Genomic DNA, 24,941 nt, shown 5'->3' on the forward strand with positions numbered 1-24,941 from the left:
TATGATGCCAAGGATCGGGGGTTTTTAGAGCTGCCCTTAAGTGAACAGCATTACCGGCATTGCCGGTTTTTTTTGCCTGATGCGCAGTGCTGCATGGCATCGGTGGTTACAGTGACCAAGTGCGGTCGGGTGCCGGTCGCGATCAGAACTGCCAGCGCAAACCGACATTGGCATTGATGCTGTTGGCATCGGAACGACCGCGCTCGGCGCCCACGTTGCCATAGATGGAGAAGGCATCGTTGAGCTGGTAACGCACGCCCACCGACGCACGCGCCGACTGCTTGGACACCGGCTCGCCGGCCACGTTGAAGCGCGCTTCCGGCAGGCCGGTGAACCAGGCAGTGAAGTCCGAGTTCGGATTGCCGAGCAGCGAGCGGTAGGCGATCAAGCCATCGAAGCCCCACTTGCCGCGCACCAGATGACCGCGCACACCCACCTCGCCATAGCCGGCACGCAACGTGTCGCTGTTGGCGCTCAACCCCAGCCCGGTAGCCGAGGCTTCGCTGAAGGCATCCTGGGTCTGGCTGACCACGCCTGCGGCAATGAACGGCGACAACCCTGCCTGCGGCATCAGGCCGACTTCGGCACGCAGCGACCAGTTGGTGTCGTGGCGGCGATCCTGCAGGCTCTCGCCGATGCTGCCGGCCTGCACCGTGCGTTCGGTGTCCACATTGCTCATGCCGTAGGAACCGATCCCGGACACATACGCCTGGCCGATCGGCTGATACAGATACGCGGTCATCGCATAACGGTCCGAGCGCAGGCGGCTGGCCGATGCATCGATGTGCGCACGGTCCTGCCCTGAACTCAGCGCCGCACCCACGATGGTGCCGGCGTTGCCCATCGGCAGATCCACGCCGACGGTGGTGGCCTGCTGGGTGTAGTCGGCCGAGTCGAAACCCTTGCCGCCCAGCTCGCCGTCCAGATAGCTGCCCTGCATCCAGGTGGTCAGCGTGGTGGTGTCGGCCAGGTAGGGCAGGCGATCGGCCGCCACGCGTGCATCGTTGAGTGCGGACTGGAAGCCCAGCGTGCGCTCGATGCCGTGTACCTGGCCGGCCAGGGTCGGCAGTGATGCGGCAACCTGCGCATCGTTGGCCGCCAGCAGCGCGCCGGTGGCGCTGATCAGGCCACCCAGGTTATCCGTATCGCCGGAGGCCACACGCGTATCCAGCACCTTGACCAGCGTATCGGCCTGCGTGGCACCGTTGACCACCGACTGCGGCGCACCGGCCGCCTGCGCGCTGGCAGCGGAGGCATTGCGGGTCAACGTGGCGGTGACGGTGGTGGGGTCGTAGGCGAGCGAAGCAGTCCAGAAGAAGTTGTTGGCGTACTGCACGCGGTCGAAGGTGCCCTGCAGCGCGCCGGCCTTGACGATCTTCTCGCTGCTGCCGACGTTGTAGCCAGCCGCTTCCGGCAGCAACAGCAGGTTGCCCTTCAGGCTGGCCTGGCCGGTGACGGTCAAGCCCTTGCCCAATTCGATGGCGGTGGTGCCGGTGTTGTTCGCCAGGCTGTAGCCGCCGTTGATGACACCGCCGCGCGATTCGAACGTGGCCGAGTTGAGCACAATGACATCCGAACGCAGGCTGCCGGACAGTGCGAGCACGCCGTCGCTGACGCTGGTGCCGCCGGTGTAGGTGTTGTTGCCGCTGAGCGTGAGCTTGCCGGTGCCGTTCTTGGTCAGGCCGCCGGCGCCGGAGATGTCATTGCTGAAGGTGCTGTCGTAGCCGGAGGTCACATTCGCCGACCAGTTGCTGGCGAACTGGCCCGGGCCCTTGATCGCCTTGGCTGCATTGACCAGGCCGAAGCCGTACAGCGCATCCACGCCGGGGTCGCCCAGGTCGGTGGCGGTGGTCAACAGGGTCTGCTGCAGGTTGGAAGCGCTCATCCACGGATACACGCCAAGCACCTGCGCCGCGATGCCGCTCACCGCGGCAGTGGAGAACGAGGTGCCGGCGATCTGGCCCTGCAGCTCGGTGCCGGCCAACGCCGGTGCGAAGTAGCTGCCCGGCGCCACCAGGCACCACTGTGCAGCGGCGCCGCAATGGTTGGAATAGCTGGTCAGGCCGGCGGCATTGCCGGCGCTGTCGATGTTGACCGCGCCCACGGCCAGCCAGTTGTTGCGCAGGCTGGCTTCCTGCACCGGCGTGGCTGCCGGGTAGGAGGCTTCCGCCGCGCCTTCGTTGCCGGTGGCGGCCACGATCAGCGCATCGGCCTGCACCAGCGGGGTCAGCGCGTACTTCCAGGCCAGCGCGGCATTCGCACTGCTGGCCGCATCTGCATACGAGGCGCCGATCGACAGGTTGGCGATCCGCACACCGGCAGCCGCCAGGTCCACCGCAGCGCGACGGGTCTGCTGGGTACCGCAGGAGTTTTCGGCACAGATGCGCGCATAGAACAGGTCCGCATCCGGCGCGATACCGCCGGCGAAGCCGTCCTGGGCGGTGCCCAGCACCAATGCCGAGACGACGGTGCCGTGGCCGCGCAACGCGTTCGATGCGGATTCCGGTGTGCCGGGGGTGTCGGTGTAATCGTTAGAGGTATCGACCTTGCCGCTGATCGGCGCATAGCTGCCGTAGAGATTGTCGTCCAGCACTGCCAGCTTGACGCCCTGGCCCCTGGCACCGGCCTGCTGAGCCAGATCCGCATTGGTCGGCACCAGCAGGTTGCTGCCCAGGCCCTGGTAGCGGGCGGGCGCAGGTGCCGGCGTCGGCGCGGTCTTGGGCAACGGGTCGGCCGTGGTGGTGCCCGGCGTCGTCGGAGTCGTCGGAGTTGTCGGCGTCGGGGCGACCACCGTGGTCTGCGGCGGATCACTGCGGACATTGCCGCCGCCACCGCCGCCACAGGCAGTCAGGACAAGGCAGGAGGCGATCGTGGTTGCGAGTAGCGAGCGATTCATAGGTTGGTCGATTCCGGTAGTGGCGCGCCGCAACTGCAAAAGATCTAAAATTTGGCGCAGACGATTCCATCACCGGAAATTACCGGCGTGGCATTTGATTTCACGTGTTATTCACTTTATCCGCCGCGAATCTGTCCCCTCAGATAAGCGCTCCGGATAACACGGTGATGCGCCGACGCATTGAACCGTGTGCTTGCGAGATTGTTTAACGGCGCTATCGGTAAACTCTAAAGCCTGAACGGACAGTTGCTATTCAGAGAAAAACATCACGCATAGGGTTTTATGATTTAATCCATAGCCAAATTGGATTAGAAAACTCCCTATCAGGCCCGACCGCAAGGAAACGTCAGAGCGGACGCGACAATAATCGGTCACGAATCTCGGGGGGCGGCAATCCTAAATGCGATGCATATCGCAGGTAATCGGGAAATGCGTCGAAGATGTCGGTGAATTGCCCACGCGCTGTAGCGGATTCGACTGTAAGTTAGCAGTTCTAACGGACTCTTCCGTGTCAGGCCTGAAGGGGTGTGGCTTATCGAAATGACACCGGTGTTATATTAAATTTTTTGCTGCTAGACGAATATATCCACCGGATTTATATTGATCAAAAGCGAGCGAACCCGGCCATTGTGCCCAATTCCCCGCATTTCCTGCACGAAATTCGCAAGCGGATGTGCTCGAAGAAACGATGGATGTTCAGTGCGCCGAATAAAGCTTCGAGGCCGGCGCGTGCTTGCCTAAGGCCATCAAGCTGAATGCCGGGAAAATATTCAAGCCGATTGTTTCCGGGCGGAACTCAAAGTTCGGCGTTCCCTGACAGCAGATTATTCTGATGATGTCCTCGTCGGCGCCGCTAAGTGCGTCACGCAGGGTGCGACATCGGTGTCATCGCAGCATGGTCGGGCCTGCTCAGGCCACAGCGGTTCTGTCGGAAGTGTGCCGCTGGCGCTGCGCTAGCGTCTGCATAAATTGTTCAAATTGCCACGCCACCAAATTTGGGCATCACAGCTATGCTCGAGCCCGATGAGTACCCACTGCACCGAAAGAATGTCCACGGAAGGCACCGACCAGGGCCTGCCGTACCGCGTGGTCGCTCGACAGCTCGGGCACCGGCGCATCGTGCTGGAGACCTTGCAGGTCTGTGGGCATCCCGTGCCGCTGCCGGCTGCGCCCACCTTCGGCTCGCTACAGACCGCGCTGGAGATCGGTACCAGGCTGGCCGAGCAGTACATCGGCCAGTTGGTCGTCAAGCAGGCCGGCGTGCGGCCTGCGCTGGCGGCTGGCCCGGCGCCGCTTTAGCGGGGTCCGATCGGTTTCGACGTGGTGCCGCCACCGGCATGGTACCCGCACCGGCAGCACGCGCTGCGGTCATCGAATCTTGTCGCAGGCTCACTGGGCCCGGGCTTTGGCCAGTGCCGCCTTGGCGCGTGTGCCGGCGGCCGCACCGACACGCTTGTCCAGCACCTGGGCCAGTTCGTGCAGTTGTGCCTCGGTCACACCGATGTTCAGGCCGATCTTCAAATGCGATTGCAGCTGCGCCTCCACGCCTTCCAGGGCGGCGAGCACGCTGATCGTGGCCAGTTCACGGCTCACCCAGTCCAGGTTGTCGCGGGCAAAGATGTCGCCGAACAGATGCGTCTTGAGGTACTGATCGATTGCCGGCGCAAACGTAAACAACGGCCCGGTCACCGGCGCGCCGGCCAGGCGGGTCTGGTTGGCAGTGCCCAGCGCCAGCAGCGCATCGCCGCTCGGTACCGGGCCGGGGTCGTATCCCGGCGCATCGGCGATGCCGCGCTGCTTGCGTGCATCGGCGACCTGCATCAGCGCAGCCAGCGCATTGAGGCTGCGCGGAAACCCGGCGTACGCATACAGCTGGACCAGTACCTCCTTGCAGTCGCTGATGCTCAAGCCAGCATCGAGGCCCGCCTCCAATGCGGTGTTCAAGCGGTCGATATCACCGGTGGCCGCAAACGCGGCAATCGGCGCAATGGCCTGCTGCGTGGGCGACAAGGTGGCGTGTGTCGTCATGGACGTGATCTCCGAAGGGTGTGCTGCCGCGGGGGAGGGGGCAACAGAGAGCAATACAACTGCGCCCAACAACAGCGCAGCCATGGAGGGGAGAGTGCGGCGCAGCGCGCTTGCGCATGGCATCGCATCTCTCCACCGATTTAGGGGCAAGGCAGCGCGAATCCAAGCATCCGATGCCGGACCATGCGGTGCAGATGGCGCCCCAGCTGCGCGCGCACCATGCCGAGTCGAATGCACCAGGCTTGCGCTTTTCATCGCCGTCTCCTTGCCGTACATACCGGCAACGAGCATGACGCAGATGCAATGCCGCTCCATCCATCCAGCTTGCATGGTCCTATGACCGGTGCTCATCACTGCACACCCGCACTGAAACTCAAGCCATCCTGGATGCGTGCTGCTGACGAAACCGGCGGGGCAGGGAGTCAGTGCTGGTCCTGGCCACGCAGCTCGTGCAATCGCATCGGTGCGGTCCTATTCTGTGCCCCTGTTTGAAGCGGCGCTGGCTGGGCATGCTGGTCGTGTCGGTCATGGTCAACGCGGTTGCCAGCAACATCATTGCGAATGCTTTCATCTGCCTGCTCCTCCAGTGGATGGAGCCCAGCGTAGAGAGCGGCCTGGAGCACGCACATCTTTCCATGACCTGTGATCATGGCGGCGGCCCAGCGGTCGCTCTGCAGGATGAGTGGTTTGGGTTTTGCCTGAGCGGCGCACGCAGCCTTGGAAGGGGCTGGATGTCTCCATGCCCGCCACGCCAGAGCGCCTACATTCCACTATTCTGTCGTGGGCTTTTGCAGCGACAAATCCAGCCGGTTGAGAAGCCACATCAGCTGCCTGTGTCAAAGAGCGGGTGATTGCCTGCTCGGTTTGAGTTACAACCGTTCTTCTACCGGTAGTTGATTGATGAAAACTTCACGTGGCGATGGTGATGGGCTTGGCCGCACATTCCATGGCTGTCTTAGTGCGCAGTTTCGCCGCTGCTGCAGCACGACACTTGAGAGGCGACATGACGAGTAGCGGCAGGGAGCTCCTGAAATGGATTGCGCTTGTTTTTATGACCTTCGATCACGTAGTCAAGGCACTGCTGGATGGCTATGTACCGGTTCTATCTGAACTCGGACGCATAGCCTTCCCAGTTTTTGCTTTGATCATGGCCTTCAATCTCGCGCAACCTGGAACCGACTACGCGAAGTCGGTAAAGCGGTTGGCTGGCTGGGGGCTCATTGCACAGCCGTTCCACGTGTGGGCATTTGGTTTCCTGCTGCCGGTCAACATCCTTATCACCTTCGCACTTGCGACTTGTCTCGTCTGGTCAATGCAAGATCGCCGCTGGCTGCTGGCCTCGTTTCTTGGACTGCTTGCGCCAATGGCCGTCGACTATCAATGGATCGGAGTTTGGCTTGTAGGGGCGGCATGGAGCTGGTTTCGCACTGGCGGAACGCTGCAGTCACTTGTCGGCCTGGCTTCCACAAAACCGACTTTAGCCAAATTGCCGTGGACGTTGTGGATCTGCATGGGACTGTTGTGTTGGAACAACGGCAATGGCTGGGCCTTGTTGGCACTTCCGCTGATGCAGCTCGGCAGGCTGCAGTTACCGCTACCCCGGCTGCGTTGGGCATTCTATGGTTATTACGTTGCACACTTGGCCGTGATCGGCCTCATCTGGACAGTAAGTTAGTCGCGTCCCGCGCTGCGGATGCTGTTCGAATCGATAGCCTTGGGTCACGATGCCCTGAACCATGGGCACGAGGCTTCTGCGTCAGAGCAGCCGTCGCGCAGAGAAGACTCAGCATCACCGCGCTCATCACGTGGCAGCTGGCAGCATCGGGGCACGTTTCACCACGCGCCCAATGAGTCCGCCATGAATTCAACTGCCACGCCCGCCCGATCCTGGGCCATCCATCCGTTCCATGCAGCCGTGCTCGGCGGTGTGTGGCCGCTGTTTCTCGGTGCCTTGCTGAGCGACTACGCGTACTGGAGCAGTCATCAGATCCAGTGGGCCAATTTTGCTGCGTGGCTGCTGATCGGCGCGATGGTATTGACGACGATCGCCTTGCTGTGTGCGATCGTCGGCTTCGTTCGCGGAAGCCGCAATGTGATCTATGTGATCGCGCTCGGTGCCGCATGGATCGTCGGCTTCTTCGACGCCCTGCATCACGCACGCGATGCCTGGGCCATCATGCCGGCAGCGTTGGTATTTTCTGCGATTGCGACCGCATTCGCGCTTGTTGCAACCTGGTCGGGGCTGTCCAGCCTGCGCGTGGGAGGTGCCCGATGAAGCGTCATACCGTTACCGTCGTGTCGGTCTCCATTCTCGCTGCCGCACTCGCGTCCTGCGGCAAGGCGCCCGAGCTCAAACAACACGGCGCCAGTCCCGAGCTGCCCGCGCCGGATCGCGGCCTGCTGCCCGACATGACCATCGCCGAGCCGGCAGCCTGGGGCGAACGCAAACCCACCGTGCCGGCGGGTTACCGCATCGCTGCAATCGCCACCGGTCTGGGCATCCCACGCCAGACGCTGGTGTTGCCCAATGGCGACATCCTGGTGGCCGAAGGCCGCGGCGGCAACGCACCCAACCTCAAGCCCAAGGACGTGATTGCAGGCGCGATCAAGGCCAAGGGCAACACCTCGGTCAAGAGCGGCAACCGTCTGACGCTGCTGCGCGATGCCGATGGCGACGGTACCTATGAACTGGAGACTGTGTTTGCCGACAAGCTCAATGCACCGTACGGCCTGGCGCTGATCGGCAATGCGCTGTACGTGGCAAATCAGGACGCACTGGTGCGTTTCGATTATCAGCCAGGGCAGACCAAGGCCAGCGCTGCGCCCAGCAAGGTCACCGACTTGCCGTCGGCCATCAACCATCACTGGACCAAGGCGCTGACCGCCAGTGCCGATGGACGCTATCTGTATGTTGCGATCGGCTCCAACAGCAATATCACCGAGCGCGGCATGATTGCCGAAGTCGACCGCGCCCAGGTCTGGCAGGTGGATCCGGCAACCGGTGCCCACAAGAGCTATGCCACCGGGCTGCGCAATCCCACTGCATTGGCGATCCAGCCAGGTAGCGGCGCACTGTGGGCGGTGGTCAACGAGCGTGACGAAATCGGCCCGAACCTGGTGCCCGACTACCTCACCTCGGTACGCGAAGGCGGTTTCTACGGCTGGCCCTATAGCTACTGGGGCAAGAATGTGGACACGCGGGTCATGCCGCAGGACCCGCAGAAGGTCGCCTCGGCCATCGTGCCCGACTACGCGCTGGGATCGCATGTCGCCGCACTCGGTGTCGCTTTTTCTTCGACCACGATGGGAACGCAGTTCGGCGACGGCGTGTTCGTCGGGGAGCACGGCAGCTGGAATCGCGACCCGCCGGTGGGCTACAAGGTGGTGTTCGTGCCGTTCCGCGATGGCCGCCCGGCGGGCGACCCAATCGACTTCGTCTCCGGCTTCCATGGCGACGATGGCCTGACCCGCGGTCGCCCGGTCGGTGTCACGCTCGATCCACGTGGTGCGTTGATCGTCGCGGACGATCTGGCCAATACGATCTGGCGCGTGACGCCGGATGCGGCGCCTGTCGCGCCGCAAGCGGCAGCGCAGTAAGCCTGCCTGCATGCCCGGTTCTGCAAAGAACCGGGCAGTACTCGGTGTGTTACTTGCGCCAAGGGTGCGGGGGCAGGGGCTACCTGTAGGTCTCATCAGGAACAATCCAACTTTTCAGAGACACCGGCCTTCAAGGCACTGGTTTCTATTCGCCGTCTATCGGCACCGCGATTGATCGGCCTCCAATGCAGCCGTAACGAATGCGCATCGATGAACACCGAGCGCAACACCGTCTTCGCAGACCACCGCAAGGGATAGGCATCGCCGTCCCATTGGCATACAGTGCCGGCCCCGCGTCGGCCTGGATGATGCAGGCATCAGTGCGATGGATCTCTGGTGAGCCAATCGGCTAGACGCTGTTACCAAGGCAAGAACAGACGGACCACGCTCTGCCGATCACCCGAGGCTTGTTGTTGATGTTGTTCAGATGTTCGGTGGTGGTTGTCGTTGCACTCTTCGCTTCACCCCTTATTGCAGCAGAGTTGGTCGGCCGGGCAACCGTGACCGATGGTGACACCATCACTGTCGCGCAGAAACGTATCCGCCTGTGGGGCATCGATGCACCCGAAAGCACGCAGCAATGCACCAGCAACGCTGGCAGCGCATGGCCTTGCGGCCGACGTTCCGCTGCTGCACTGGATGGCTATCTGCTCGACAAGACGGTTCGCTGCCAACCCAAGGACACCGATCGCTATGGACGGATCGTGGCCGAGTGCTATGTGCAGGGGCAGTCGGTCAACCGCTGGATGGTGCAATCCGGTTGGGCGTTGGCCTACCGCGAGTACGCCACCGCGTTCGTTGCCGACGAACGCAACGCGCATCAGCAACGGCGCAATCTCTGGGCTGGCAGCTTTCAGATGCCTGCCGATTACCGACGCAGCAAGCGCAAGCAATCGGCACAGCGCGCTCAGGCGGCAGCGCAAACGCCTGCGCACTGCGCCATCAAGGGCAATATTTCGAGCAAGGGCAGCAAGATCTTCCATATGCCCGGGCAACGCGATTACACGCGGACCAGCATCTCACCTGCCAAGGGCGAGCGTTTTTTCTGCACCAGCCAGGAAGCGATCAATGCAGGCTGGCGGCGCGCGGCGCGCTGATGGCTGGCAATGTGTGCGATCCAGCGTCGAGCAGCTTACCGCGACGCCTATCGATCCTGCTGGGGTGTTTTGGTCAATCAACCCAGCGCGGCGCAATCACCACACCTGACACATGCGCATGCGCCGACAGGTAGCTGCGCTCTGACCGGCACGCCAAGAGCGTCTGACAAAATGTAGCCAGCGGTCGTCAGCTGATGCGGGCGGCGTGCTCAGGCCCGGAGTGTACGAGCGGTACATGCCGATGCCTGGCACCGGCCGCCTGCCTAAGGGCGGCGCAAGAGTCTTGTCAGCCGCTCTAATGCCCGACAAAGGCCTCGATATTCTGGACTAGGCTGCGGCGTGTGTAGGGCTTGCTTAAAAACGTCGTCCGGCGGGGTAACCCATTGGGGGAATGCCCCAGACCCGATGTCAGGATCGCCGGCAGATTGTTGCCATCCGCGCGCAGATACGAAATCAGGCCGTATCCATCCAGTAACCCCGGCATCTGCAGATCGGTAAAAACCAGCGCGATCGCCGGGTGCTTATCGATATGCTCCAACGCACCCTGCGCATCGGTTGCGGTCACGACCGCATAACCGCTCTCGGTCAGCAGCAGCGTGGCCAACTCGAGAGTGTCAGCATCGTCCTCGACGACAAGAATCAGTTTTTCGTTTGTAGAGCCCATAAAGCAGGTTTTCTGAGGATGCATGCATCACACTACGTTTCCCACGCGAAAAACACGTGATCGATTTGAGAACCATGAACAGCACGCAGGACTTTCCCGACCATCGCTATCGACAGGTCGTCGAGCTGTCGCTGGATTCCATCAAGGAAATTGCCTTGGACGGACGCGTCAGGTTCGTCAACGCGCATGGTCTGGCGCGTGTGGCGTCTGTCGATGCCGCCTCTGTGGTGGGCCTGCCCTGGGTGTCGTTATGGCCGAAGCGATTCAGGCCGCGCGTGCGGCAGGCGCTCGCTGCTGCCGAGCGTGGCGAGTCGCAGCAGTTCGAGACCGAATGTACGAATGCAGACGGGCAGCTCCTGAGCTGGTTGGTGTCGACAAGCCCGCTGCGTAACGCGGATGGCCGGATCGAGGGTGTGCTTGCGGTCAATCGCGACATCACCGAACGCCGGCAGTCGCAGCAGGCATTACGCACGCTCAACCAGACGCTGCAGGCCCGCAGCGAGGCTACAACCAGGCACGATGAGCAGGCTGCTGCGGCGACGCACGACCAAGTACGTGCAGAGGCGCAGTCTCCAAGCATCGAGGTTGAGCTGGATATTGCACGCGCCGCGCAGCGTCTGGCTGAGCGCGTAGCCGAGCGTGCGCAGGAGGGCGAGGCAGTCGGTCAACTGTTGGCCGGTGTCGTTCACGACCTGAACAATGTGCTGCAAACCGCGGGCGCTGCCATCGATGTGGTTCAGTCGCGTGGCTCGATCGTAGAAGAGGATCAGAAGATTTTGCGCATGGCAGAGACCGCTCTGCAGCAGGGCTCGGTCATGGCCCAACGCCTGCTGGGCTTTGCACGCAAGCATCCTTATGCTCCCGAACGTGTCGAACTCAATGCGCTGGTCGCGCGCTTGCTGCCCCTGCTTCAACAGGCAGCAGGCGCTGCGGTATCGGTCGAGTGGGAGACCACGACTTGCGACAGTGCAGTACTGGCGGATCCACATACACTGGAACGGGCCTTGTTGAACCTGGTGATCAATGCGCGCGATGTCTGCGCGGTGCGTGGCAGGGTCTGCATCACCGTTGCGACGCGGACGCTAGCAGATGTGGATGCCGCCGGTCGTCGGGCCGGCGATTACGTCACCCTCTCTGTCCAGGACAATGGCAGCGGTATTGCACCGGAGATCTGCGATCAGCTGTTCGACGCCTACTTCACCACCAAACCGGCAGGCAAGGGCACCGGGCTGGGCTTGGCGCAAGTCGATGGGGCGGTCAGACAGGCCGACGGCTATATCGAGGTGCAATCGGTACCAGGGCAGGGCGCCTGCTTCACGCTGGGCTTCCCTGCAGCGGAGCCATCTGGTTCCTGACATCAGAGGTAGCGGCGTCGCTCAAAGACTCTCGAGAATGCCCAGCGGCGTGATGGTGCATCTGCCCATCCATTGTCTGGCGTAGTGGTGCGCGGCAAGTTGCGTGTCGAATCGCATCTCATGCCTGTGCCCGTACAAGGTGATTCCATCATCGAACGACACCAGAATCTCCGGGGAGAAAACTCCGCCCACCGGAACCGTATGTGCAGTCAACCGATAACGACCAATCTGCCGAAACATTGTGGGTTCCATCATAACCTCGGTAGCGGCAGTTGCCGGCGTGTGCTGGCGCATTAAGTCGAGAACAGTTGCACCTTGATCGCTATTTTTTCAACTTGCAAGCGATAAAGGTAATAATCAGCAGATGACGATGAAATCAAAAAGAACACGACCGCAGTGGATTATGCACAGCTCGCTTATACAGATAAACGTATTTTCCATTGTCGCGACAGCTGGTGGTGATCGAGATATCGATCGCTGGATAAACTGATTTATTTGCGTCGTTTCCAATGGCGATCCCATCCAATGCCTGAAACCGACGCGACTGCTTGCTGCTGAACAATAGTCGGCGAAACACCCAACCATTAAGAGTGGCCAGCAGGGCGCAACAGGCAGTCGCCACGCGAGTGCGGACGACGCGAAGGAATCGCAGTGCAAGAGTGGTGCATGTAATTCCCAGCACCAGCCACGCCCGCCTGGCGGCTACCCAGTAATGTTGATAGCCGCTTTAAACCTGATTACCTAATACCGGCTCGCCTGCCAGTACGGCCATCTCCAGTCGAGCCAGGTGGTCGCTGAATCCGCCGGTCGCACGGGCGATGCGGCGGGCGCTGGTATTGACGACCGGCTTGACCAGGCGGGCAATCTGCATGCCCGCGCGCTCCAGTGCCGAGACCAGCGCCACGTCTTCGCTGCACTTGAGCGCAGAAAAACCACCGGCTGCCACGTACGCAGCCACACTCATGCCGAGATTGGCACCATGCACATGCGGATGCCCGTCGCGACGGATTTCCTTGGACAGGAAGGCCTGCCGTGTTTCGGGACGGAAATCGTGCCAGTCGGTTACCTCCACCACGCCACAGAACACATCCGCAGCGCAATCGAGCTGTGCCGAAAGCCAGTCCGGCGGTACGCAGGTGTCGGCATCGGTAAACGCAAGCCAGCGCGCCCCGCGCGCAATAGCCGCCGATGCAGCCGCTGCACGCGCAATGCCGACACCACCGGAGGTGGCGACGGTTCTTGCGCCGTGCGCGCGTGCGATGGCGCCGGTGCCGTCGCTGCAGCGATCGAGCGCGACATGGATTTCCACGCGCTCTCCAACCAGATGCGGATGCGCGGCCGCCACCAGAATGGATTGCAGGCACTTGCCGATCAGATCCGCTTCGTTATGCGCCGGGATGGTCACCGCGATCATCGTAGCTGCTCCTGTTGCGCAATCGACGGCCCGGACATCCAGGCCTGCAGCACGAAGTCCGCATCCTGATAGGAACACAGCGTGTCCATTGCCAATGCCTGGTTCAGTGCGCTGTGGACCTGCTCGGCACTGCGCAAAGCACCGTCGAAGTCATGCCGCCAGTGACATGCCACAAGACAGCCCTTGGCGGTGAGCGAGCGGGCGAACAGCGCGACGGTCTTTTCGAAAGCCGGAGTGTCGAGGTAATAACCCACTTCACTGAAGACGATCAGGTCGAACAGCCCTTCCGGCCAGTCCGACGGATGCGCCGCCTGCTGCAGCGTGACCGCAGGCAGCGCCTGCACGCGCACGCTCGCCAGCTCGACCGCCTGCTGCGACAGATCCGTCGCCAGCAGCGTGTCGCAGCGCTGCGCCAGCTGCGCGGTCAGCTCGCCATTGGAACAGCCAAATTCCCAACCACGCGCGAACCTCGGGTAGGGCAGGACACCGAGCAGGATGTCGCGCTTGCGTTGCTCGTACCAGCGCGAGCGATAGCCGAACGGATCTGCATCGGCATACATCTGCTCAAAGTGCTCAACGCTCAGCGCGGTCATCGGATGAAGACCTCGAACGGCCGCGCAAAGCGCTCCAGCACCGAAGGCGGCAGGATCGGTGCTGCAACGGCCGGCGTGCAGTTGCCAAGCTGCGTGGCAAAGCACGCAATGGCGCGCTGCTTGGCACTCAGCACCGCAGGCGATAGATCGAAGCGCACGGCAGTGCCACCGGCAAATACCCCATCTTCCGGACGCGACCAGTGCCACGCCCAGACCGGATATTGCAGACGCCGCGCCGACTGCGCCTTGCACGCGGCATGGGTCGCACGCGATGCGGCTTCATGATCGGGATGGCCATCGCGGTCCCAGGTCACCAGCACTGTGTCCTGCGCAGTGATCAGATCGCCGAGGGCCTGTGCCATGCGCGCTTCGCATGCCGCCAGCGCGCCATCGCCCAGTGCGAGATGGGTCAATGTGCCAGGCACTACACCCAACTGCTGCGCGGCAGCTTCCAGTTCCAGGCGCCGCGCCGGGCCCAGCACCTGTGGATGCCAGCCGGGTTCGTCGGGATAGGCCTGCTCCCCATCGGTCAACGCAATGATCAGCACCGGTACGCCTGCGGCACGCGCGGCGGCAATCAACCCGCCACATCCAAGCACCTCATCGTCCGGGTGCGGCGCCACCACCACCAGGCGCTGGCCGCCTTGCATCAGTTGCAACAGCGTGGCGCGTGACAGCTCGCTCAGGTACGGCGAGGCGCGCCATGCGGCTTCCGGCGTGCCTGTGCCCTCGATGGGCTGCCCGGCTAGATCTTCCAAGGCGATGTCTCCTGTTGGCACAACTCGCCCAGGGCCTGCAGGTCGCGTTCTGCATGGTGTTGCCGAATGAACACCGACAGGTCGGCACAACGCTGCGCATGCGCGCGGTTGCCGCACAGCGGCCCTGGACCCAGCGCACGCGCGACCCTATCCAGCGTGTCACGTGCCACCGCCTCGACCACGCTGCGCACCTGCAGTACGTCACGCAGATGTGCCTGCTCCGGCTGCGCATCGATGCGCATTGCCAGCTGACGCAACAACGCAGCGGCAGATGCCAGGCCTGCATCGATGGCGCCCAGGTGCGCGGCGGCATGCGGATCCTTGCTCACACGCGCAGAGGCACGCAGCACATCGGCAACTGCAACGGTGGCGCCGAACCAGCACGCAGCGATGCCGGCACCTCCGTGCCAGAATCCAGGTCGGGTCAGGTACGCATCACTTGCGCCAATCTGCCGCGCTGGCGTATCGGAGAAGCGGACATTGGCCGTCTCGATGCCTTGCATGCCGACCGCCTGCCACGCACTGCTGTCGATCTGAATGCCGGGCTGATCCAGCGCCACGGCAAACAGGCAACTGGCGCCTGCATGACGCGTCGTCACCAGCGCATGCGTCACTTGCGCGGCACCAGAACACCATGCCTTGGTGCCGTTAAGTACTTGTCCGGAAAAACGCATATCGGAGCCAGGCGGCTCGGCCGCCCACACCGCCCAACGCTGGGTCGGCGTGATGAGATCCACGCCCAGATCGGCGCAGATGGCTTGCGCATCGTAATGCGCTTCCAGGAACTTGGCCGCGCACAGGTCATCTGCCGCGATATCGGCAAGCGTCTGCCAGCGTTCTATGGTGTGACCGCGCCCGGGAAGCGGCAGCATCGGATGGGTCTCGAGCCACTTGTCCGCAATCGAATGCTTGAGTCCGGCGGTAGGGGCTGAATCCGTGGGCGATGCAAAGACAAGGGTGTGCGATGAAATACGTGCGCTCATCGGAACAAGCTAAGCAGCACACGGTGCAAGGCGTGTGACGCATGAAGAGGGCTCTCCAAGTGAAAAGCGAGCAGAAGTGCAGGGATGTTGTCGCAACTTGCTGCGCGAATCGATGCTCAGACGACAATGTCGTTGCAGTGGAATATGTGGTCACTGACTCGTCTGCGTTGTGCCACCCGTCAACAGCAGCGGGCTAATCGGCGCGATGTATCTCGACCACAGGCTCCGAATCGCGACCGATCACAGCGACGCGATGACGAACTTGATCGCCCATGCGTTCAACGCCAGCGCTGCGGCGTCGATCGACTTCTGGTGCAGGGAGTTCCAAAGATGCAGAGCATCAAAAGGCAAATGCTGCAGCCAAAGACCTAAGATTGACAATATGTTGTCAAATAGGCAGCATGTTGCTCATGAGCACTCAAGACGATTTACTGGCTGTCCGCAACCTGGTGATCAAGATCTTCGAAACGAACGGCCGTCTGGTCGAGACCGGTAATGCATTGGTACGCCCTGCCGGGCTGACCACTGCGTGGTGGCAGGTCCTGGGCGCGTTGGGCTATTCACCGATGCCACTGCCGGTGGCGCATATCGCGCGCAACATGGGCATCACCCGGCAGGCGGTGCAGCGTGTCGTCGATCTATTGCTCGAGCAAGGCTTCGTTGCGCTCCAGCCCAATCCCCACCACCAGCGCGCAAAGCTGGTGGTGCTCACGCGCACCGGCCGCGCCGCGCTGGATGCAGCCGAAGCCGCCGCCGCTCCGCTGGACCAACGCATGCTGGACCGCATCGGAGCCAGACGCGTGGCAACCGCGCTCGCCGTGCTGGTCGAAATGAACGAAGTCATGGCGGACGACGTCAGCGCGCCGACCGCGACCGCCGGCGCAACACGCGTCTCCCTAAAAAAAGGCAGGCCATGAACGCTTCCGTACAACGCGACGTCGACACCGACGTCATCATCGTCGGAGGCGGCCCGATCGGATTGACCACCGCCTGTGCGCTCGCCCATCACGGCGTCGACTTCCGCGTCTTCGAACAACGCGTGCAAGCCAGGCCGCATTCGCGCGCCAATAACCTCTGGGCGCGGCCGCAGGAGCTGCTTCACAGCATTGGTATCCGCGATGCGCTGGCGGAAAAGTCGTATCGGATCACCAAGGTCAGCACCTTGCTCAACGGGCAGACCGTCGACCCGGTGGAAATTGCCGATATCGCCAGCCCATATGCGCAGGTGCTTTACAGCGGGCAGGACGTCATCGAAACCGTGCTGACCGAGCAGCTCGAGGCGAAAGGCGGCAGCGTCGAGCGCGGCCGCAAGATCATCGGCTTCGAACAGGATGCCGACGGCGTCACCGTCACACTTGCAACATGCGGCAGCGGCGACCAGTACGACGGCCCGACAGAGCAATTGCGCTGCCGTTACCTGATTGGCGCCGATGGTGGCGACAGCGCCGTGCGCAAACAGCTCGGGCTGGATTTCGAACCGAAAAAGCTACCCAATCGCATGAACCGTCAGGTCGACGCCAAGCTGCGTTGGCGACGTTCCACCGATTTCGATCAGCTCTGGTTTTTCTATTACCCCAAGGGCTTTTGCGGTGTGCTGCCGGTATGGGGCGGCTACCACCGGTTGTTTTTCCTGGCCGACGACACCGGCATCCCGGAGCGTGACCCGACACTGGAGGAAATGCAGACCATTGCGCGCGAGGTGACCGAAGACCCGACGCTGACGCTGAGCGATCCGATCTGGCTGACGCATAGCCGCTTCCAGCATGGCACCGCCGCGCATTACGCCAAGGGGCGTGTGCTGCTGCTCGGCGATGCCGGCCACCGCACCTTGCCGATCGGCGGGCAGGGCATGAATGCAGGCCTGCACGATGCGATCGGCCTGGCATGGCGGCTGGCGATGACCTTGCAAGGCAAGGCCGCGCCGGTGGTGCTCGATTCCTACGACGTGGAGCGTGGCGGCGAGCACCGTGAACTGGACGAACGACAAGCGCGTGGCTTCCACAACAGCGTCTACCGCGGCCCGATCAAGGATGCGGCCATGGGCATCGCCGCCAAGCTCATCCCCACCATCGGCACGCTGATCCAGGGCTCGGATGATCTGCAGCAGTTGTCGGTGGCGTATCCCGAAAGCCCGCTCAACGACGATCATCTCGGCGGCCTGCGCGAGCTGCTTCAGCGCCGCGTGCCGCACTGCGGCGACCGCGCGCCAGATGCGAATGTCGTCGCCGCCGATGGCACCTCGACGACGCTGTTCGCCCATCTCTACAACCCGGATGGATGGAGTTGGGGATGGGCGCTGCTTGCCTTCGACGGGCGGCAGCACGATGCCATGCCACAGCTGCGGCTGGCGCTTGCCGGGCTGGAGGCGTGGCCGTGGCTGCGGCCCAGACTCATCCTGGGCGCCGCCGTGCCGCAGCCCGACGACGCCACCGCACTCTCGGATCTGGACGGTGCTGCGCACGCCGCCTATGGCATTGCGGACACCAGCGCGCTGATCCTGGTGCGGCCCAACGGCCACATCGCCTTCCGCGGTCGTGCCGATGCGCCGGAGCATCTGCACTCTTATTGCAAGCGCGTCTTCGACCCGGCGACAGAAGGCGCTGCACGCTGAGCCTGCAGTGATCCACCCAAACCGCTCGATGACGCTGCGCAAGCTGACACCACCGGGAACGCTTCCCCCACTTTGCTAGCATGCGTGCACATGCTACCCAGGAGGCCAAGCGCATGACGCCCACAGTGTTTCCCGAGCCCGAGCTGTTCCTGCCGCAGCGTGGCGAGCCCTCGTTGCGGTGGGGAGTGCTGGGGCCTGGAGCGATCGCCTCGGCGTTCGTGAGCGCGCTGCGCCGCCATACCGGGCAAAGACCATTTGCAGTGGCCTCGCGCACGCGTGCGCGTGCCGAGGCCTTTGCGAGCACCTGGGCGATGCAGCGCGCCTATGACAGCTACGAGGCGCTGGTCGAGGACCGCGATGTCGACATCGTCTATATCGCCACACCGCACAGCGAACATCTGCAGCAGGGTTTGCTGGCGCTGCGCGCCGGCAAACATGTGTTGATCGAAAAGCCCATCACCACCTGCGCCGACGATGCGCGCGTGCTGGTGCAGGAGGCGCGGCAGCGCGGCCTGTTCCTGATGGAAGCCATGTGGAGCCGTTACCTGCCGCACACCTCGGTACTGCGGCAACTGCTGGCCGATGGCGCGTTGGGCGAGCTTCGCCATGTGTTCGCCGATCTGAGCCAACGCGGCCCTGACGATGCGACGCACCGCCAGTCGATACCGGCCATGGTGCCCACCACCTTGCTCACGATCTCGCCGCCCTGCGATGCCACGCCCGCCGCACCGATCGCCAGTTGATTGGCCTGACGGGCGTGTTCGGCATTCTGGCGCACGGTGGAGGTGAGCTCTTCCATCGAGGCGGCGGTTTCTTCCAGGTTGGCCGCCTGTTGTTCGGTGCGCTGCGACAGATCCTGATTGCCTGCCGCGATTTCGCTGGCGGCAGAATTGATCGACACGGCCGAGTGCTGGATACGGCCGACAATCTCGGCCAACTGCGCGGCAGTGGCGTTGGCGTCGTCACGCATCTGCGCGAACACGCCCTTGAACTCGCCGGTCATCCGCGCGGTGAGATCGCCTGCGGCGATGGATTGCAGCAGCGACGACAGCGATTGCAGGTTGCCGTCCGCAGTGGCCATGAGCTGGTTGAGGCTGTCGACCATCACATGGAAGTCGTACTGGAAACGCTCGGCATCGCCGCGTGCACTGAAGTCGCCGTTGGCTGCGGATTGCGCCAGCTGCTTGATCTCGCGGTTCATCGCGGACAGGTTGGCCTTTACCTCGTCCATGGTCTGCGTGAGCACGGCCTTCTCGCCGGGCAGGCGGTCCATGCTCTCGCTGAGGTCGCCGACGGCGTAGCGCCCCATGATGCGTGCCAGGTTGGTCTGTACCGCCAGATGCGACGCCACCAGCGTATTGGTGTCCTTGGCCATGCGGCCATAGTCGCCAGGAAACGCCGCGGCATCGATGCGGAAACTGGTCTGGCCATCATCGTGGCGCCTGGCCATGTCGCTCTGCGCGTCGAGCAAGGATTGCAGCTGCCTCTGCATGCCACGCATCGCGCGCAACAGACGGCCGGTTTCATCCTTGGCGTCGCTTTCCACGTCATTGTCCAGCTGGCCGTTGGCAATCGCCTCTGCGGCCTTGGTTGCGCGTGCGAGCGGCTGGGTCAGGCTGCGGGTGATGAGCCAGGCAAGCAGGCTGCTGATCACCACCACGGCAACGCCACCGGAGATGATCAGCAGCTTGCCGCGGTTCATCGACGCCACTGCGTCGGCATAGGCTTGCTGGCTCTGGTTTTCCTGACGCGTCACCAGCTCGCGGATCTTGTCCTGCCATGCCATCGTCGCCGGGCGCGCCTTTTCGCTGAGCAAGGCCTGCGCTGGCGCATTATCGTTTTTAGCGGCAAGTACCATGACCTGGTCGTTGATCTTGCCCGAGATGGCACGTCGCGCATCCATCTCGGCGCGAATCTTGCGACCTTCCTCGGAGCTGGGCAGCGTATCGAGCTTGGCACGCAACTCGCTGTAGCGCTGGCGCTGCGCCTTGATGGTGGTCAGCGCTTCGTTGTTGAGTTCATCGCTGGTGGCCATGGCATAGGTGCCCAGCGCGATCAGGATCGATGAGTTGGCATCCAGCATGCCGTTGCCGATCTGGATCTTGGCCATGCGATCGAGCACGATGAAATCGAATTGCTGCCTTGCATTGGCCATGGTGACCAGGCCCGTCGCCACCAGCAGGCTCGACAGCAGAATCAGGATTCCGAAGGCGACGCCGAGACGGCGCCCGACGTTATAGCGTTGCAAATAGGCAGTCATGCGAGTCGTCCTGATGTCCAGTGGGTGGCACCGGCTGGCAGGCCACGTGATGTTCGCGTGAATGCCTCGGCAACGTGATAACGACGCAAAAAACAGAAACTTAAACCACCCGCTCCAGGCCGCGTTTAGCTCGCATTTTTGTTCACGCAGGTCAGGAAAAAACCGACTTTCGGCGCGGCGATTCGCAGCGTGATAATGCTGACGTTGCTTGCCTCGGCATCGTGCTCGATGCTTGGCCTGTTCGTATGGACGCCAGCTGCGGCAGCGAGCGACCTGTCTGATTAGATTCTCTGGTTTACGTCCCGCGATACAGCGTCCAGCGCAAGCTGCGTGACGGTGTCGATGGGCGTCAATCGTGCTGCTTCATCACTTGGTTCGCGTGCTTGGCCTGGGAGTGGCCTGCACCCATCGGCGCTGGCGCGGGATATGCCGTTGGCTGGCTCCCGGCGCGTTGGTCAGCCGGCGCGTCCGCTCTGGATGCCAGGTCGTGCCATCACCGGCTCACTCCGCCACCACGCCTTAAGCGTGATCATGTTCACCATGAACAGCAGTCAGATCACCGCGCGAACGATCACGGTCACCCCGGCAAGCACCGCATCTGCCAGTAGCGAGGTGGTGGTGCAGTTGTCGGCCAGCCCGGACCCGCGCTGGCAGGCGTGTTTCCATTTCGTCGTGCAAGGCCGCGATGGCTTCTTCCTGCAGGGCAGGCCGGTGTTCGACAACGCAAGCTTTCACGGGATCCTGCAGGCCGGGCAAGCCGAGGCCTTCCGCCAGGAGCTGCCGGATGTGCTGATATCGGCCAGCATGCTCGCGCGTGCCCAGGTGAACAAGGACGCAGCGCGATAAGCGTGTTGCTTCAGCAGTAGGAAGTGCTCAGAGAGTCGTGTTCGGTGGCGGGTACTTGGTGACCAGCCCGAAATAGCGGTGGTACGGCGAGGCTGCTTGTCTGCACGACCGCCGGGCATCCATACGCCGTGAACAAGATCGCTACTGCACAGCTTGAACGCTGCCTGCACGTGGCACCCAGCACTACAACTCGAGCGCCATATCCCACCGTTCCAGACCCGGCGCATAGCCATCCACCGTCACTTGCTGCACCACAAAGCCGAAGCGGGCATAGAACTGCCGGGTGTGTTGACTGGTATCCAGGATGACACGCCGGACATCCGGCATCTGGCGCAATGCTTCAAGCCGGGCCAGCAGCAACTGCGTCCCCACGCCGCAGCGGTGCAGACGCGGGTGGACCATGCCCCAGCACAAGCTCGCCGTGGTGCCATCGGCGCCGATCGCGTAGCCGGCGGCGCCAGCGACAGCGTTGCCGCGCTCCAGTAGCTGGTAGTGCCACGCCGCGGCGTGATGGCTCAGGAAGCCGGCAAAGTCGGCACGTTCACCGGCGCTGAAGAACACCGGCACATTCGCATCGAAGAGCGCCATGCAGGCGTCGAAGTCCCGAGATTGATACGGCCGAATCGTGTCCATCTGCCTAGTCTGCCTCAGACGCGCAGATGCCATGCAGCGGCATGACATCCTGCCCCGTGATCGCCACGCCTGCCGTACCACCTGCGCTCAGGCCCGGGCTGTCGCCTCGCGCACGAAGTCTGCATAGGTGCGCAGCGGACGCCCCAGCATGGCCTGCAGCGTTTCCACCGTGCCGTCGGCCGCCCCCATGCCGTGGGTCTGGATGCCGGCCATCATCAGGCGCATGTCATAGGCCAGCCAGGAGGGGCCGTAGGCGGCCATCTGCGCTTCGAAGGCAGCCACGTCGTCGCCTGCGTAGGCGATCTCGCGCCCAAGCGCCGCACTCCAGACCTTCGCGGCGGAGGGGCCCGTCACTGCATGCGGGCCGACCAGTTCGAGCGTGACACGCTCAAGTGCGGCGGGTGCGCGGTCGCGGCGCAGCAACTCGGCAACCGCGATGTCGGCGATGTCGCGCGCATCGATCATGGCCACACCTGCCGAGCCGATCGGCATCGGGTAGACGGCGTACTGTTGAATCGTCTGCTGGATCATCGCTTCGTTCTGCATGAAATACGCCGGGCGCAGAATCGTGGCAGCAATGTCGAGGCTTTCGATCATGCGCTCGACCGTGTGCTTGCCGGTGAAGTGCGGCACGTTGGTGTACCTGTCGGCATGGATCACCGACAGGTACACGATGCGCTCGATCCCTGCTTCCTTGGCAAGATTCAAGGCGATCAGCGCCTGCGTCACTTCGTCGGGAGTGACCGCATTCAACAGGAACAGCGTGCGCACCGACGACAACGCGGCGCGCATCGACGCGACGTCGGTGAGGTCCGCGACCACTTCGGTGACACCGGCCGGGAAAGCGCGCTTGCCGGGTTGGCGAACCAGTGCCTTGACCTTGGCGCCTGCGTCGGCCAGGCCCTGGGTGATCAGAGAACCGATGGTGCCGGTGGCACCGGTAACGAGAATGCTCATGTGAGTCTCCTGCTATGGATGGAAGAGGCGTCAGTGCGACATGTCCGCTGCGCTTGGCGTTGCGGTGACGAGACGATAGGCCGTTGCACCCATAATACGAAGACGCCAAGATGTAGACGCCTGGTTTCAAATGTGGAACACCATGGATCTCAATGCATTGATCGATTTCGCGCTGGTCGCGGCGAACCAGGGCCTGGGAAAGGCCAGCCGTGCCAGCGGCAGGTCCAAGGCGACCCTGTCGCGTCGCATTGCCGAGCTGGAGGAGCAACTGGGAGTGCGACTGGTCGAGCGCAGCGCTCGTGGCCTCAGGCTCACCGAGGCCGGGCAGCTGCTGATGGAGCGCACCGAAGTGCCGTTGAGCGAGGTGGCCGAGGCCATGTCAGCCGCACGCGAGGGGCTCTCGAGCCCGCGTGGGCGCTTGCGGGTGGCATCGCCGGTGCTGTTCTCGCAACTGGCGATGGGACGGATCGGCGCAGAGTTCTGCGCGGCCTATCCGGAGATCACGCTGGAGGTGGTGGCCGAGGACCGCACGGTCGATCTGGTGGAAGAGCAGTTCGATGTGGCCATCCGCATCAACCCCAGCCCGGACAGCAGCCTTGTGGGGCGCTGCTTCGCCAGGGATCGGCTGGTGGTCGTGGCCGCGCCCGGCATCGCCATGCCGACCGGCGGCGCGGTCACGCCACTGCCCGCCGTGGTGATGTCGAGCTTCCAGCCGACCACATGGACGCTCGATGACGGGCGTCTGGTCCTGGAACCCATTCCAAGACTGCGGTTTTCCTCGTTCCTGATGGTCCGCGACGCGGCGATGGCAGGCGGTGGCGTCGCCCTCATTCCGCAGTCGATCGCATGGAACCAGCTCGCGCGTGGCGAACTGGTGCAGTGGGGCACCATCGCTGGCGCGGAGCCGGCGCTGTGGGTGTTGCACACGTCCAGGCGCCTGGCTGCCCCGAAGGTGCGCGCCTTCGTGGACTTTATGTGCGACAGGTATCCGGACGCGTCGCTTGTGCTGAAGGGCTAGGGCGCTGCCTCCAGCTTGTGCGGGCCAGCCTGTGTGGCAGCCAGCGTGGACGCGTTATCGCCGGGACAGATCCACCACCGGGGTGCAGATAGCGCTGCGAAAGTGCTGATCGATAAGCCGGTCCACACGCTGATGGCAGGCCCGCTTGCGCGTCCTCGAACACGCCGGTGCGGGCACGCGCCGCCGGGTCATGACGTCGGTAGAACCGCCTCACGCTCAGGCATGCATGCCGCAATGAGGCGCAAGCCCTCCCTTGCACAGCTGACCACTGCAGATGCCCAGCCAGCCGCGCGCCGAGCACTCGGTGCCTCACACGCGCAGGAGCCGCCTGGCCAGGCTGCGGCCGCGCGCGGCGTCGGCTTGCTCGCCACCAGCGCCCAGGATCGGGCGGCGTAGATGGGGTGGCGGTAGGCAGATCAGCACGCACGGCGTCTTTGCCAGTGCCGACTGCAGCGAGGAGCGCCAGACGCCGCGGCGGACGACGGCATCGTGTTCGACCACCAGCACGTCGGCGCAGGCGCGTTTGAGCAGGCCGGCGATCTCGCGCCGCGGATTGCCGACGGCGACGTGGATGCGCACGCGCAGGTCCTCGTCGGGCAGTTGCTGGACCAGGTCGCCGAGCCAGCTGGCGGCCGCGTCTTCGCTCAGCGGCTTGTCATTGAACAGGCTGTCCACCAGCAGGCCTTCGCTGATTTCCGGCACGACGTGCAGCAGGTGCAGGTCGGCGCCGCGGCGACGCGCCAGGGCGGCGGCATCGCGCAGCGATTCCAGGCTGGTTTCGCGGCCGGTGATCCAGCAGGCGACGTGGCCGCCGACGGCGCCATCGCGCGGGATCGCATCGGCGTAGGGCAGGGTGAGCATCGGCGTGGCCACGCGCTGCAGCACGCGCGCGCGCAGCGAGACATGCAGCGGGCGCGGCAGGCCGGTGCGCTCGGACGGCGGCATGATCAACAGCGCGTCGTCGCGGCTGCGGCAGAACGAGACGATGCCGGCGGCGGCCGGGCCACCGGCAAGTGCACGCTCGCAGCCCGGGTAGTTGGAAGCCTCGGCAAAGAACGCATCCAGCGACTGCTGGGCCTGCGCACGCTTGCCCTTGGCGTGCACGTGCAGGATTGTCAGGCGCGCGCGCAGGCGGTCCACCAGTTGCGCCACGGTCGGGATGGCGGCATGGCAGGTCTCGGAAAAATTGGTGGCAAAGATCAGGTGGGTGGGGGTGGTCTGCATGGCTGGC

Annotated in this window: 21 protein-coding genes, 2 other RNA genes and 2 pseudogenes; 11 read left to right on the forward strand and 14 right to left on the reverse strand. The window is 63.4% G+C overall.

Going from position 1 to position 24,941, the window contains the following annotated elements; all coding sequences use genetic code 11:
* Positions 1–142: 142 nt before the first annotated feature.
* Complete coding sequence (locus tag XARJCFBP2528_RS21420; RefSeq protein ID WP_047125077.1) at positions 143–2,896, reverse strand: S8 family serine peptidase; 2,754 nt, start codon at positions 2,894–2,896, stop codon at positions 143–145.
* A gap of 1,023 nt (positions 2,897–3,919) precedes the next feature.
* Here XARJCFBP2528_RS21420 and XARJCFBP2528_RS21425 point away from each other — a divergent pair.
* Positions 3,920–4,195 (forward strand): hypothetical protein, encoded by a 276-nt coding sequence (locus XARJCFBP2528_RS21425; RefSeq protein WP_047125078.1) that lies wholly within the window; start codon positions 3,920–3,922, stop codon positions 4,193–4,195.
* A 90-nt stretch (positions 4,196–4,285) separates the two neighbouring features.
* Here XARJCFBP2528_RS21425 and XARJCFBP2528_RS21430 read toward each other — a convergent pair whose 3' ends face one another.
* Positions 4,286–4,924 (reverse strand): carboxymuconolactone decarboxylase family protein, encoded by a 639-nt coding sequence (locus tag XARJCFBP2528_RS21430; protein ID WP_080715707.1) that lies wholly within the window; start codon positions 4,922–4,924, stop codon positions 4,286–4,288.
* Positions 4,925–5,927: 1,003 nt separating this feature from the next.
* On the opposite strand from XARJCFBP2528_RS21430, the gene XARJCFBP2528_RS21440 reads away from it, so the two are divergent.
* The 4 genes from XARJCFBP2528_RS21440 (at position 5,928) to XARJCFBP2528_RS21455 (ending at position 9,618) form a co-directional block, all read left to right on the forward strand.
* A complete protein-coding gene (locus XARJCFBP2528_RS21440; protein ID WP_039529940.1) occupies positions 5,928–6,599 on the forward strand; it encodes a TraX family protein in 672 nt (223 codons plus the stop codon).
* A gap of 183 nt (positions 6,600–6,782) precedes the next feature.
* A complete protein-coding gene (locus XARJCFBP2528_RS21445) occupies positions 6,783–7,199 on the forward strand; it encodes a hypothetical protein (RefSeq protein ID WP_016904791.1) in 417 nt (138 codons plus the stop codon).
* Positions 7,196–8,521, forward strand: coding sequence for a PQQ-dependent sugar dehydrogenase (locus XARJCFBP2528_RS21450; RefSeq protein WP_016904792.1), 1,326 nt, complete (start codon positions 7,196–7,198; stop codon positions 8,519–8,521). Before XARJCFBP2528_RS21445 ends, XARJCFBP2528_RS21450 begins: the two co-directional genes overlap by 4 nt.
* 416 nt (positions 8,522–8,937) lie before the next feature.
* Positions 8,938–9,618 (forward strand): thermonuclease family protein, encoded by a 681-nt coding sequence (locus XARJCFBP2528_RS21455; RefSeq protein WP_047125080.1) that lies wholly within the window; start codon positions 8,938–8,940, stop codon positions 9,616–9,618.
* Positions 9,619–9,779: 161 nt separating this feature from the next.
* Here XARJCFBP2528_RS21455 and XARJCFBP2528_RS23055 read toward each other — a convergent pair.
* Together XARJCFBP2528_RS23055 and XARJCFBP2528_RS21460 are read right to left on the reverse strand one after the other, a co-directional pair.
* Positions 9,780–9,855, reverse strand: a non-coding RNA gene (locus XARJCFBP2528_RS23055) — sX9 sRNA.
* Positions 9,856–9,913: 58 nt separating this feature from the next.
* Positions 9,914–10,306: a response regulator gene (locus XARJCFBP2528_RS21460; RefSeq protein ID WP_374057747.1), complete on the reverse strand. Its 393-nt coding sequence runs from the start codon at positions 10,304–10,306 to the stop codon at positions 9,914–9,916.
* Between the two features lie 50 nt (positions 10,307–10,356).
* On the opposite strand from XARJCFBP2528_RS21460, the gene XARJCFBP2528_RS21465 reads away from it, so the two are divergent.
* Positions 10,357–11,637, forward strand: a complete 1,281-nt coding sequence (locus XARJCFBP2528_RS21465) for a two-component system sensor histidine kinase NtrB (RefSeq protein WP_016904795.1) — start codon at positions 10,357–10,359, stop codon at positions 11,635–11,637.
* 21 nt (positions 11,638–11,658) lie between these two features.
* Here the strand turns inward: XARJCFBP2528_RS21465 and XARJCFBP2528_RS21470 are convergent, their stop codons facing one another.
* The 6 genes from XARJCFBP2528_RS21470 to XARJCFBP2528_RS21490 form a co-directional block, all read right to left on the reverse strand.
* On the reverse strand, positions 11,659–11,877 hold the full coding sequence (locus tag XARJCFBP2528_RS21470; RefSeq protein ID WP_230583935.1) for a hypothetical protein: 219 nt from the start codon (positions 11,875–11,877) through the stop codon (positions 11,659–11,661).
* Between the two features lie 352 nt (positions 11,878–12,229).
* A non-coding RNA gene (locus XARJCFBP2528_RS23060) (sX9 sRNA) lies at positions 12,230–12,305 on the reverse strand.
* Positions 12,306–12,364: 59 nt separating this feature from the next.
* The gene (locus XARJCFBP2528_RS21475; RefSeq protein ID WP_039527216.1) at positions 12,365–13,051 is read right to left on the reverse strand and encodes a glycosyltransferase family 2 protein; all 687 of its coding nucleotides are present in this window, start codon (positions 13,049–13,051) and stop codon (positions 12,365–12,367) included.
* Positions 13,048–13,644, reverse strand: a complete 597-nt coding sequence (locus XARJCFBP2528_RS21480; RefSeq protein WP_016903852.1) for a class I SAM-dependent DNA methyltransferase — start codon at positions 13,642–13,644, stop codon at positions 13,048–13,050. The genes XARJCFBP2528_RS21475 and XARJCFBP2528_RS21480 overlap by 4 nt, the downstream gene beginning before the upstream one ends.
* Positions 13,641–14,402 (reverse strand): PIG-L deacetylase family protein, encoded by a 762-nt coding sequence (locus XARJCFBP2528_RS21485; protein ID WP_016903853.1) that lies wholly within the window; start codon positions 14,400–14,402, stop codon positions 13,641–13,643. Before XARJCFBP2528_RS21485 ends, XARJCFBP2528_RS21480 begins: the two co-directional genes overlap by 4 nt.
* On the reverse strand, positions 14,390–15,274 hold the full coding sequence (locus XARJCFBP2528_RS21490) for an acyl-CoA dehydrogenase family protein (RefSeq protein WP_016903854.1): 885 nt from the start codon (positions 15,272–15,274) through the stop codon (positions 14,390–14,392). The genes XARJCFBP2528_RS21485 and XARJCFBP2528_RS21490 overlap by 13 nt, the downstream gene beginning before the upstream one ends.
* A gap of 383 nt (positions 15,275–15,657) precedes the next feature.
* Between XARJCFBP2528_RS21490 and XARJCFBP2528_RS21495 the strand changes: the two genes are divergently transcribed.
* From XARJCFBP2528_RS21495 to XARJCFBP2528_RS21505, 3 genes and pseudogenes are all read left to right on the forward strand, one after another.
* Positions 15,658–16,302, forward strand: coding sequence for a MarR family winged helix-turn-helix transcriptional regulator (locus XARJCFBP2528_RS21495; RefSeq protein WP_230673854.1), 645 nt, complete (start codon positions 15,658–15,660; stop codon positions 16,300–16,302).
* Complete coding sequence (locus XARJCFBP2528_RS21500; RefSeq protein ID WP_016903857.1) at positions 16,299–17,996, forward strand: FAD-dependent monooxygenase; 1,698 nt, start codon at positions 16,299–16,301, stop codon at positions 17,994–17,996. The genes XARJCFBP2528_RS21495 and XARJCFBP2528_RS21500 overlap by 4 nt, the downstream gene beginning before the upstream one ends.
* Positions 17,997–18,109: 113 nt before the next feature.
* Positions 18,110–18,694, forward strand: a pseudogene (locus tag XARJCFBP2528_RS21505) (Gfo/Idh/MocA family protein); the annotation flags it as partial.
* On the opposite strand, the pseudogene XARJCFBP2528_RS21510 reads toward XARJCFBP2528_RS21505, so the two are convergent.
* A pseudogene (locus XARJCFBP2528_RS21510) lies at positions 18,655–20,256 on the reverse strand (MCP four helix bundle domain-containing protein); the annotation flags it as partial. The pseudogenes XARJCFBP2528_RS21505 and XARJCFBP2528_RS21510 sit on opposite strands and share 40 nt — an antisense overlap.
* Before the next feature lie 540 nt (positions 20,257–20,796).
* Between XARJCFBP2528_RS21510 and XARJCFBP2528_RS21515 the strand changes: the two are divergent.
* The gene (locus XARJCFBP2528_RS21515; protein WP_026064660.1) at positions 20,797–21,102 is read left to right on the forward strand and encodes a hypothetical protein; all 306 of its coding nucleotides are present in this window, start codon (positions 20,797–20,799) and stop codon (positions 21,100–21,102) included.
* A 183-nt stretch (positions 21,103–21,285) separates the two neighbouring features.
* Here XARJCFBP2528_RS21515 and XARJCFBP2528_RS21520 read toward each other — a convergent pair whose 3' ends face one another.
* Positions 21,286–21,690: a GNAT family N-acetyltransferase gene (locus XARJCFBP2528_RS21520; protein ID WP_016903862.1), complete on the reverse strand. Its 405-nt coding sequence runs from the start codon at positions 21,688–21,690 to the stop codon at positions 21,286–21,288.
* Between the two features lie 132 nt (positions 21,691–21,822).
* Positions 21,823–22,692, reverse strand: coding sequence for an NmrA/HSCARG family protein (locus XARJCFBP2528_RS21525; protein ID WP_016903863.1), 870 nt, complete (start codon positions 22,690–22,692; stop codon positions 21,823–21,825).
* 142 nt (positions 22,693–22,834) lie between these two features.
* Here XARJCFBP2528_RS21525 and XARJCFBP2528_RS21530 point away from each other — a divergent pair, with 142 nt between their 5' ends.
* A complete protein-coding gene (locus XARJCFBP2528_RS21530; RefSeq protein ID WP_026064662.1) occupies positions 22,835–23,710 on the forward strand; it encodes a LysR family transcriptional regulator in 876 nt (291 codons plus the stop codon).
* A gap of 309 nt (positions 23,711–24,019) precedes the next feature.
* Here the strand turns inward: XARJCFBP2528_RS21530 and XARJCFBP2528_RS21535 are convergent, their stop codons facing one another.
* Positions 24,020–24,934 (reverse strand): universal stress protein, encoded by a 915-nt coding sequence (locus XARJCFBP2528_RS21535; RefSeq protein WP_016903865.1) that lies wholly within the window; start codon positions 24,932–24,934, stop codon positions 24,020–24,022.
* Positions 24,935–24,941: the final 7 nt, after the last annotated feature.

The sequence above is a fragment of the Xanthomonas arboricola pv. juglandis genome (assembly GCF_001013475.1).
GTDB lineage: Bacteria > Pseudomonadota > Gammaproteobacteria > Xanthomonadales > Xanthomonadaceae > Xanthomonas > Xanthomonas arboricola.

Bases quoted from the DNA above. Each gene is read 5' to 3' on its own strand.
- XARJCFBP2528_RS21420 (WP_047125077.1), bottom strand. From the start codon at position 2,896: ATGAATCGCTCGCTACTCGCAACCACGATCGCCTCCTGCCTTGTCCTG.
- XARJCFBP2528_RS21445 (WP_016904791.1), top strand. From the start codon at position 6,783: ATGAATTCAACTGCCACGCCCGCCCGATCCTGGGCCATCCATCCGTTC.
- XARJCFBP2528_RS21465 (WP_016904795.1), top strand. From the start codon at position 10,357: ATGAACAGCACGCAGGACTTTCCCGACCATCGCTATCGACAGGTCGTC.
- XARJCFBP2528_RS21440 (WP_039529940.1), top strand. From the start codon at position 5,928: ATGACGAGTAGCGGCAGGGAGCTCCTGAAATGGATTGCGCTTGTTTTT.
- XARJCFBP2528_RS21425 (WP_047125078.1), top strand. From the start codon at position 3,920: ATGAGTACCCACTGCACCGAAAGAATGTCCACGGAAGGCACCGACCAG.
- XARJCFBP2528_RS21455 (WP_047125080.1), top strand. From the start codon at position 8,938: ATGTTGTTCAGATGTTCGGTGGTGGTTGTCGTTGCACTCTTCGCTTCA.
- XARJCFBP2528_RS21460 (WP_374057747.1), bottom strand. From the start codon at position 10,306: ATGCATCCTCAGAAAACCTGCTTTATGGGCTCTACAAACGAAAAACTG.
- XARJCFBP2528_RS21430 (WP_080715707.1), bottom strand. From the start codon at position 4,924: ATGACGACACACGCCACCTTGTCGCCCACGCAGCAGGCCATTGCGCCG.
- XARJCFBP2528_RS21520 (WP_016903862.1), bottom strand. From the start codon at position 21,690: ATGGCGCTCTTCGATGCGAATGTGCCGGTGTTCTTCAGCGCCGGTGAA.
- XARJCFBP2528_RS21530 (WP_026064662.1), top strand. From the start codon at position 22,835: ATGGATCTCAATGCATTGATCGATTTCGCGCTGGTCGCGGCGAACCAG.
- XARJCFBP2528_RS21480 (WP_016903852.1), bottom strand. From the start codon at position 13,644: ATGACCGCGCTGAGCGTTGAGCACTTTGAGCAGATGTATGCCGATGCA.
- XARJCFBP2528_RS21535 (WP_016903865.1), bottom strand. From the start codon at position 24,934: ATGCAGACCACCCCCACCCACCTGATCTTTGCCACCAATTTTTCCGAG.
- XARJCFBP2528_RS21490 (WP_016903854.1), bottom strand. From the start codon at position 15,274: ATGCTGCCGCTTCCCGGGCGCGGTCACACCATAGAACGCTGGCAGACG.
- XARJCFBP2528_RS21495 (WP_230673854.1), top strand. From the start codon at position 15,658: ATGCGTTCAACGCCAGCGCTGCGGCGTCGATCGACTTCTGGTGCAGGG.
- XARJCFBP2528_RS21450 (WP_016904792.1), top strand. From the start codon at position 7,196: ATGAAGCGTCATACCGTTACCGTCGTGTCGGTCTCCATTCTCGCTGCC.
- XARJCFBP2528_RS21515 (WP_026064660.1), top strand. From the start codon at position 20,797: ATGAACAGCAGTCAGATCACCGCGCGAACGATCACGGTCACCCCGGCA.
- XARJCFBP2528_RS21500 (WP_016903857.1), top strand. From the start codon at position 16,299: ATGAACGCTTCCGTACAACGCGACGTCGACACCGACGTCATCATCGTC.
- XARJCFBP2528_RS21525 (WP_016903863.1), bottom strand. From the start codon at position 22,692: ATGAGCATTCTCGTTACCGGTGCCACCGGCACCATCGGTTCTCTGATC.
- XARJCFBP2528_RS21475 (WP_039527216.1), bottom strand. From the start codon at position 13,051: ATGATCGCGGTGACCATCCCGGCGCATAACGAAGCGGATCTGATCGGC.
- XARJCFBP2528_RS21470 (WP_230583935.1), bottom strand. From the start codon at position 11,877: ATGTTTCGGCAGATTGGTCGTTATCGGTTGACTGCACATACGGTTCCG.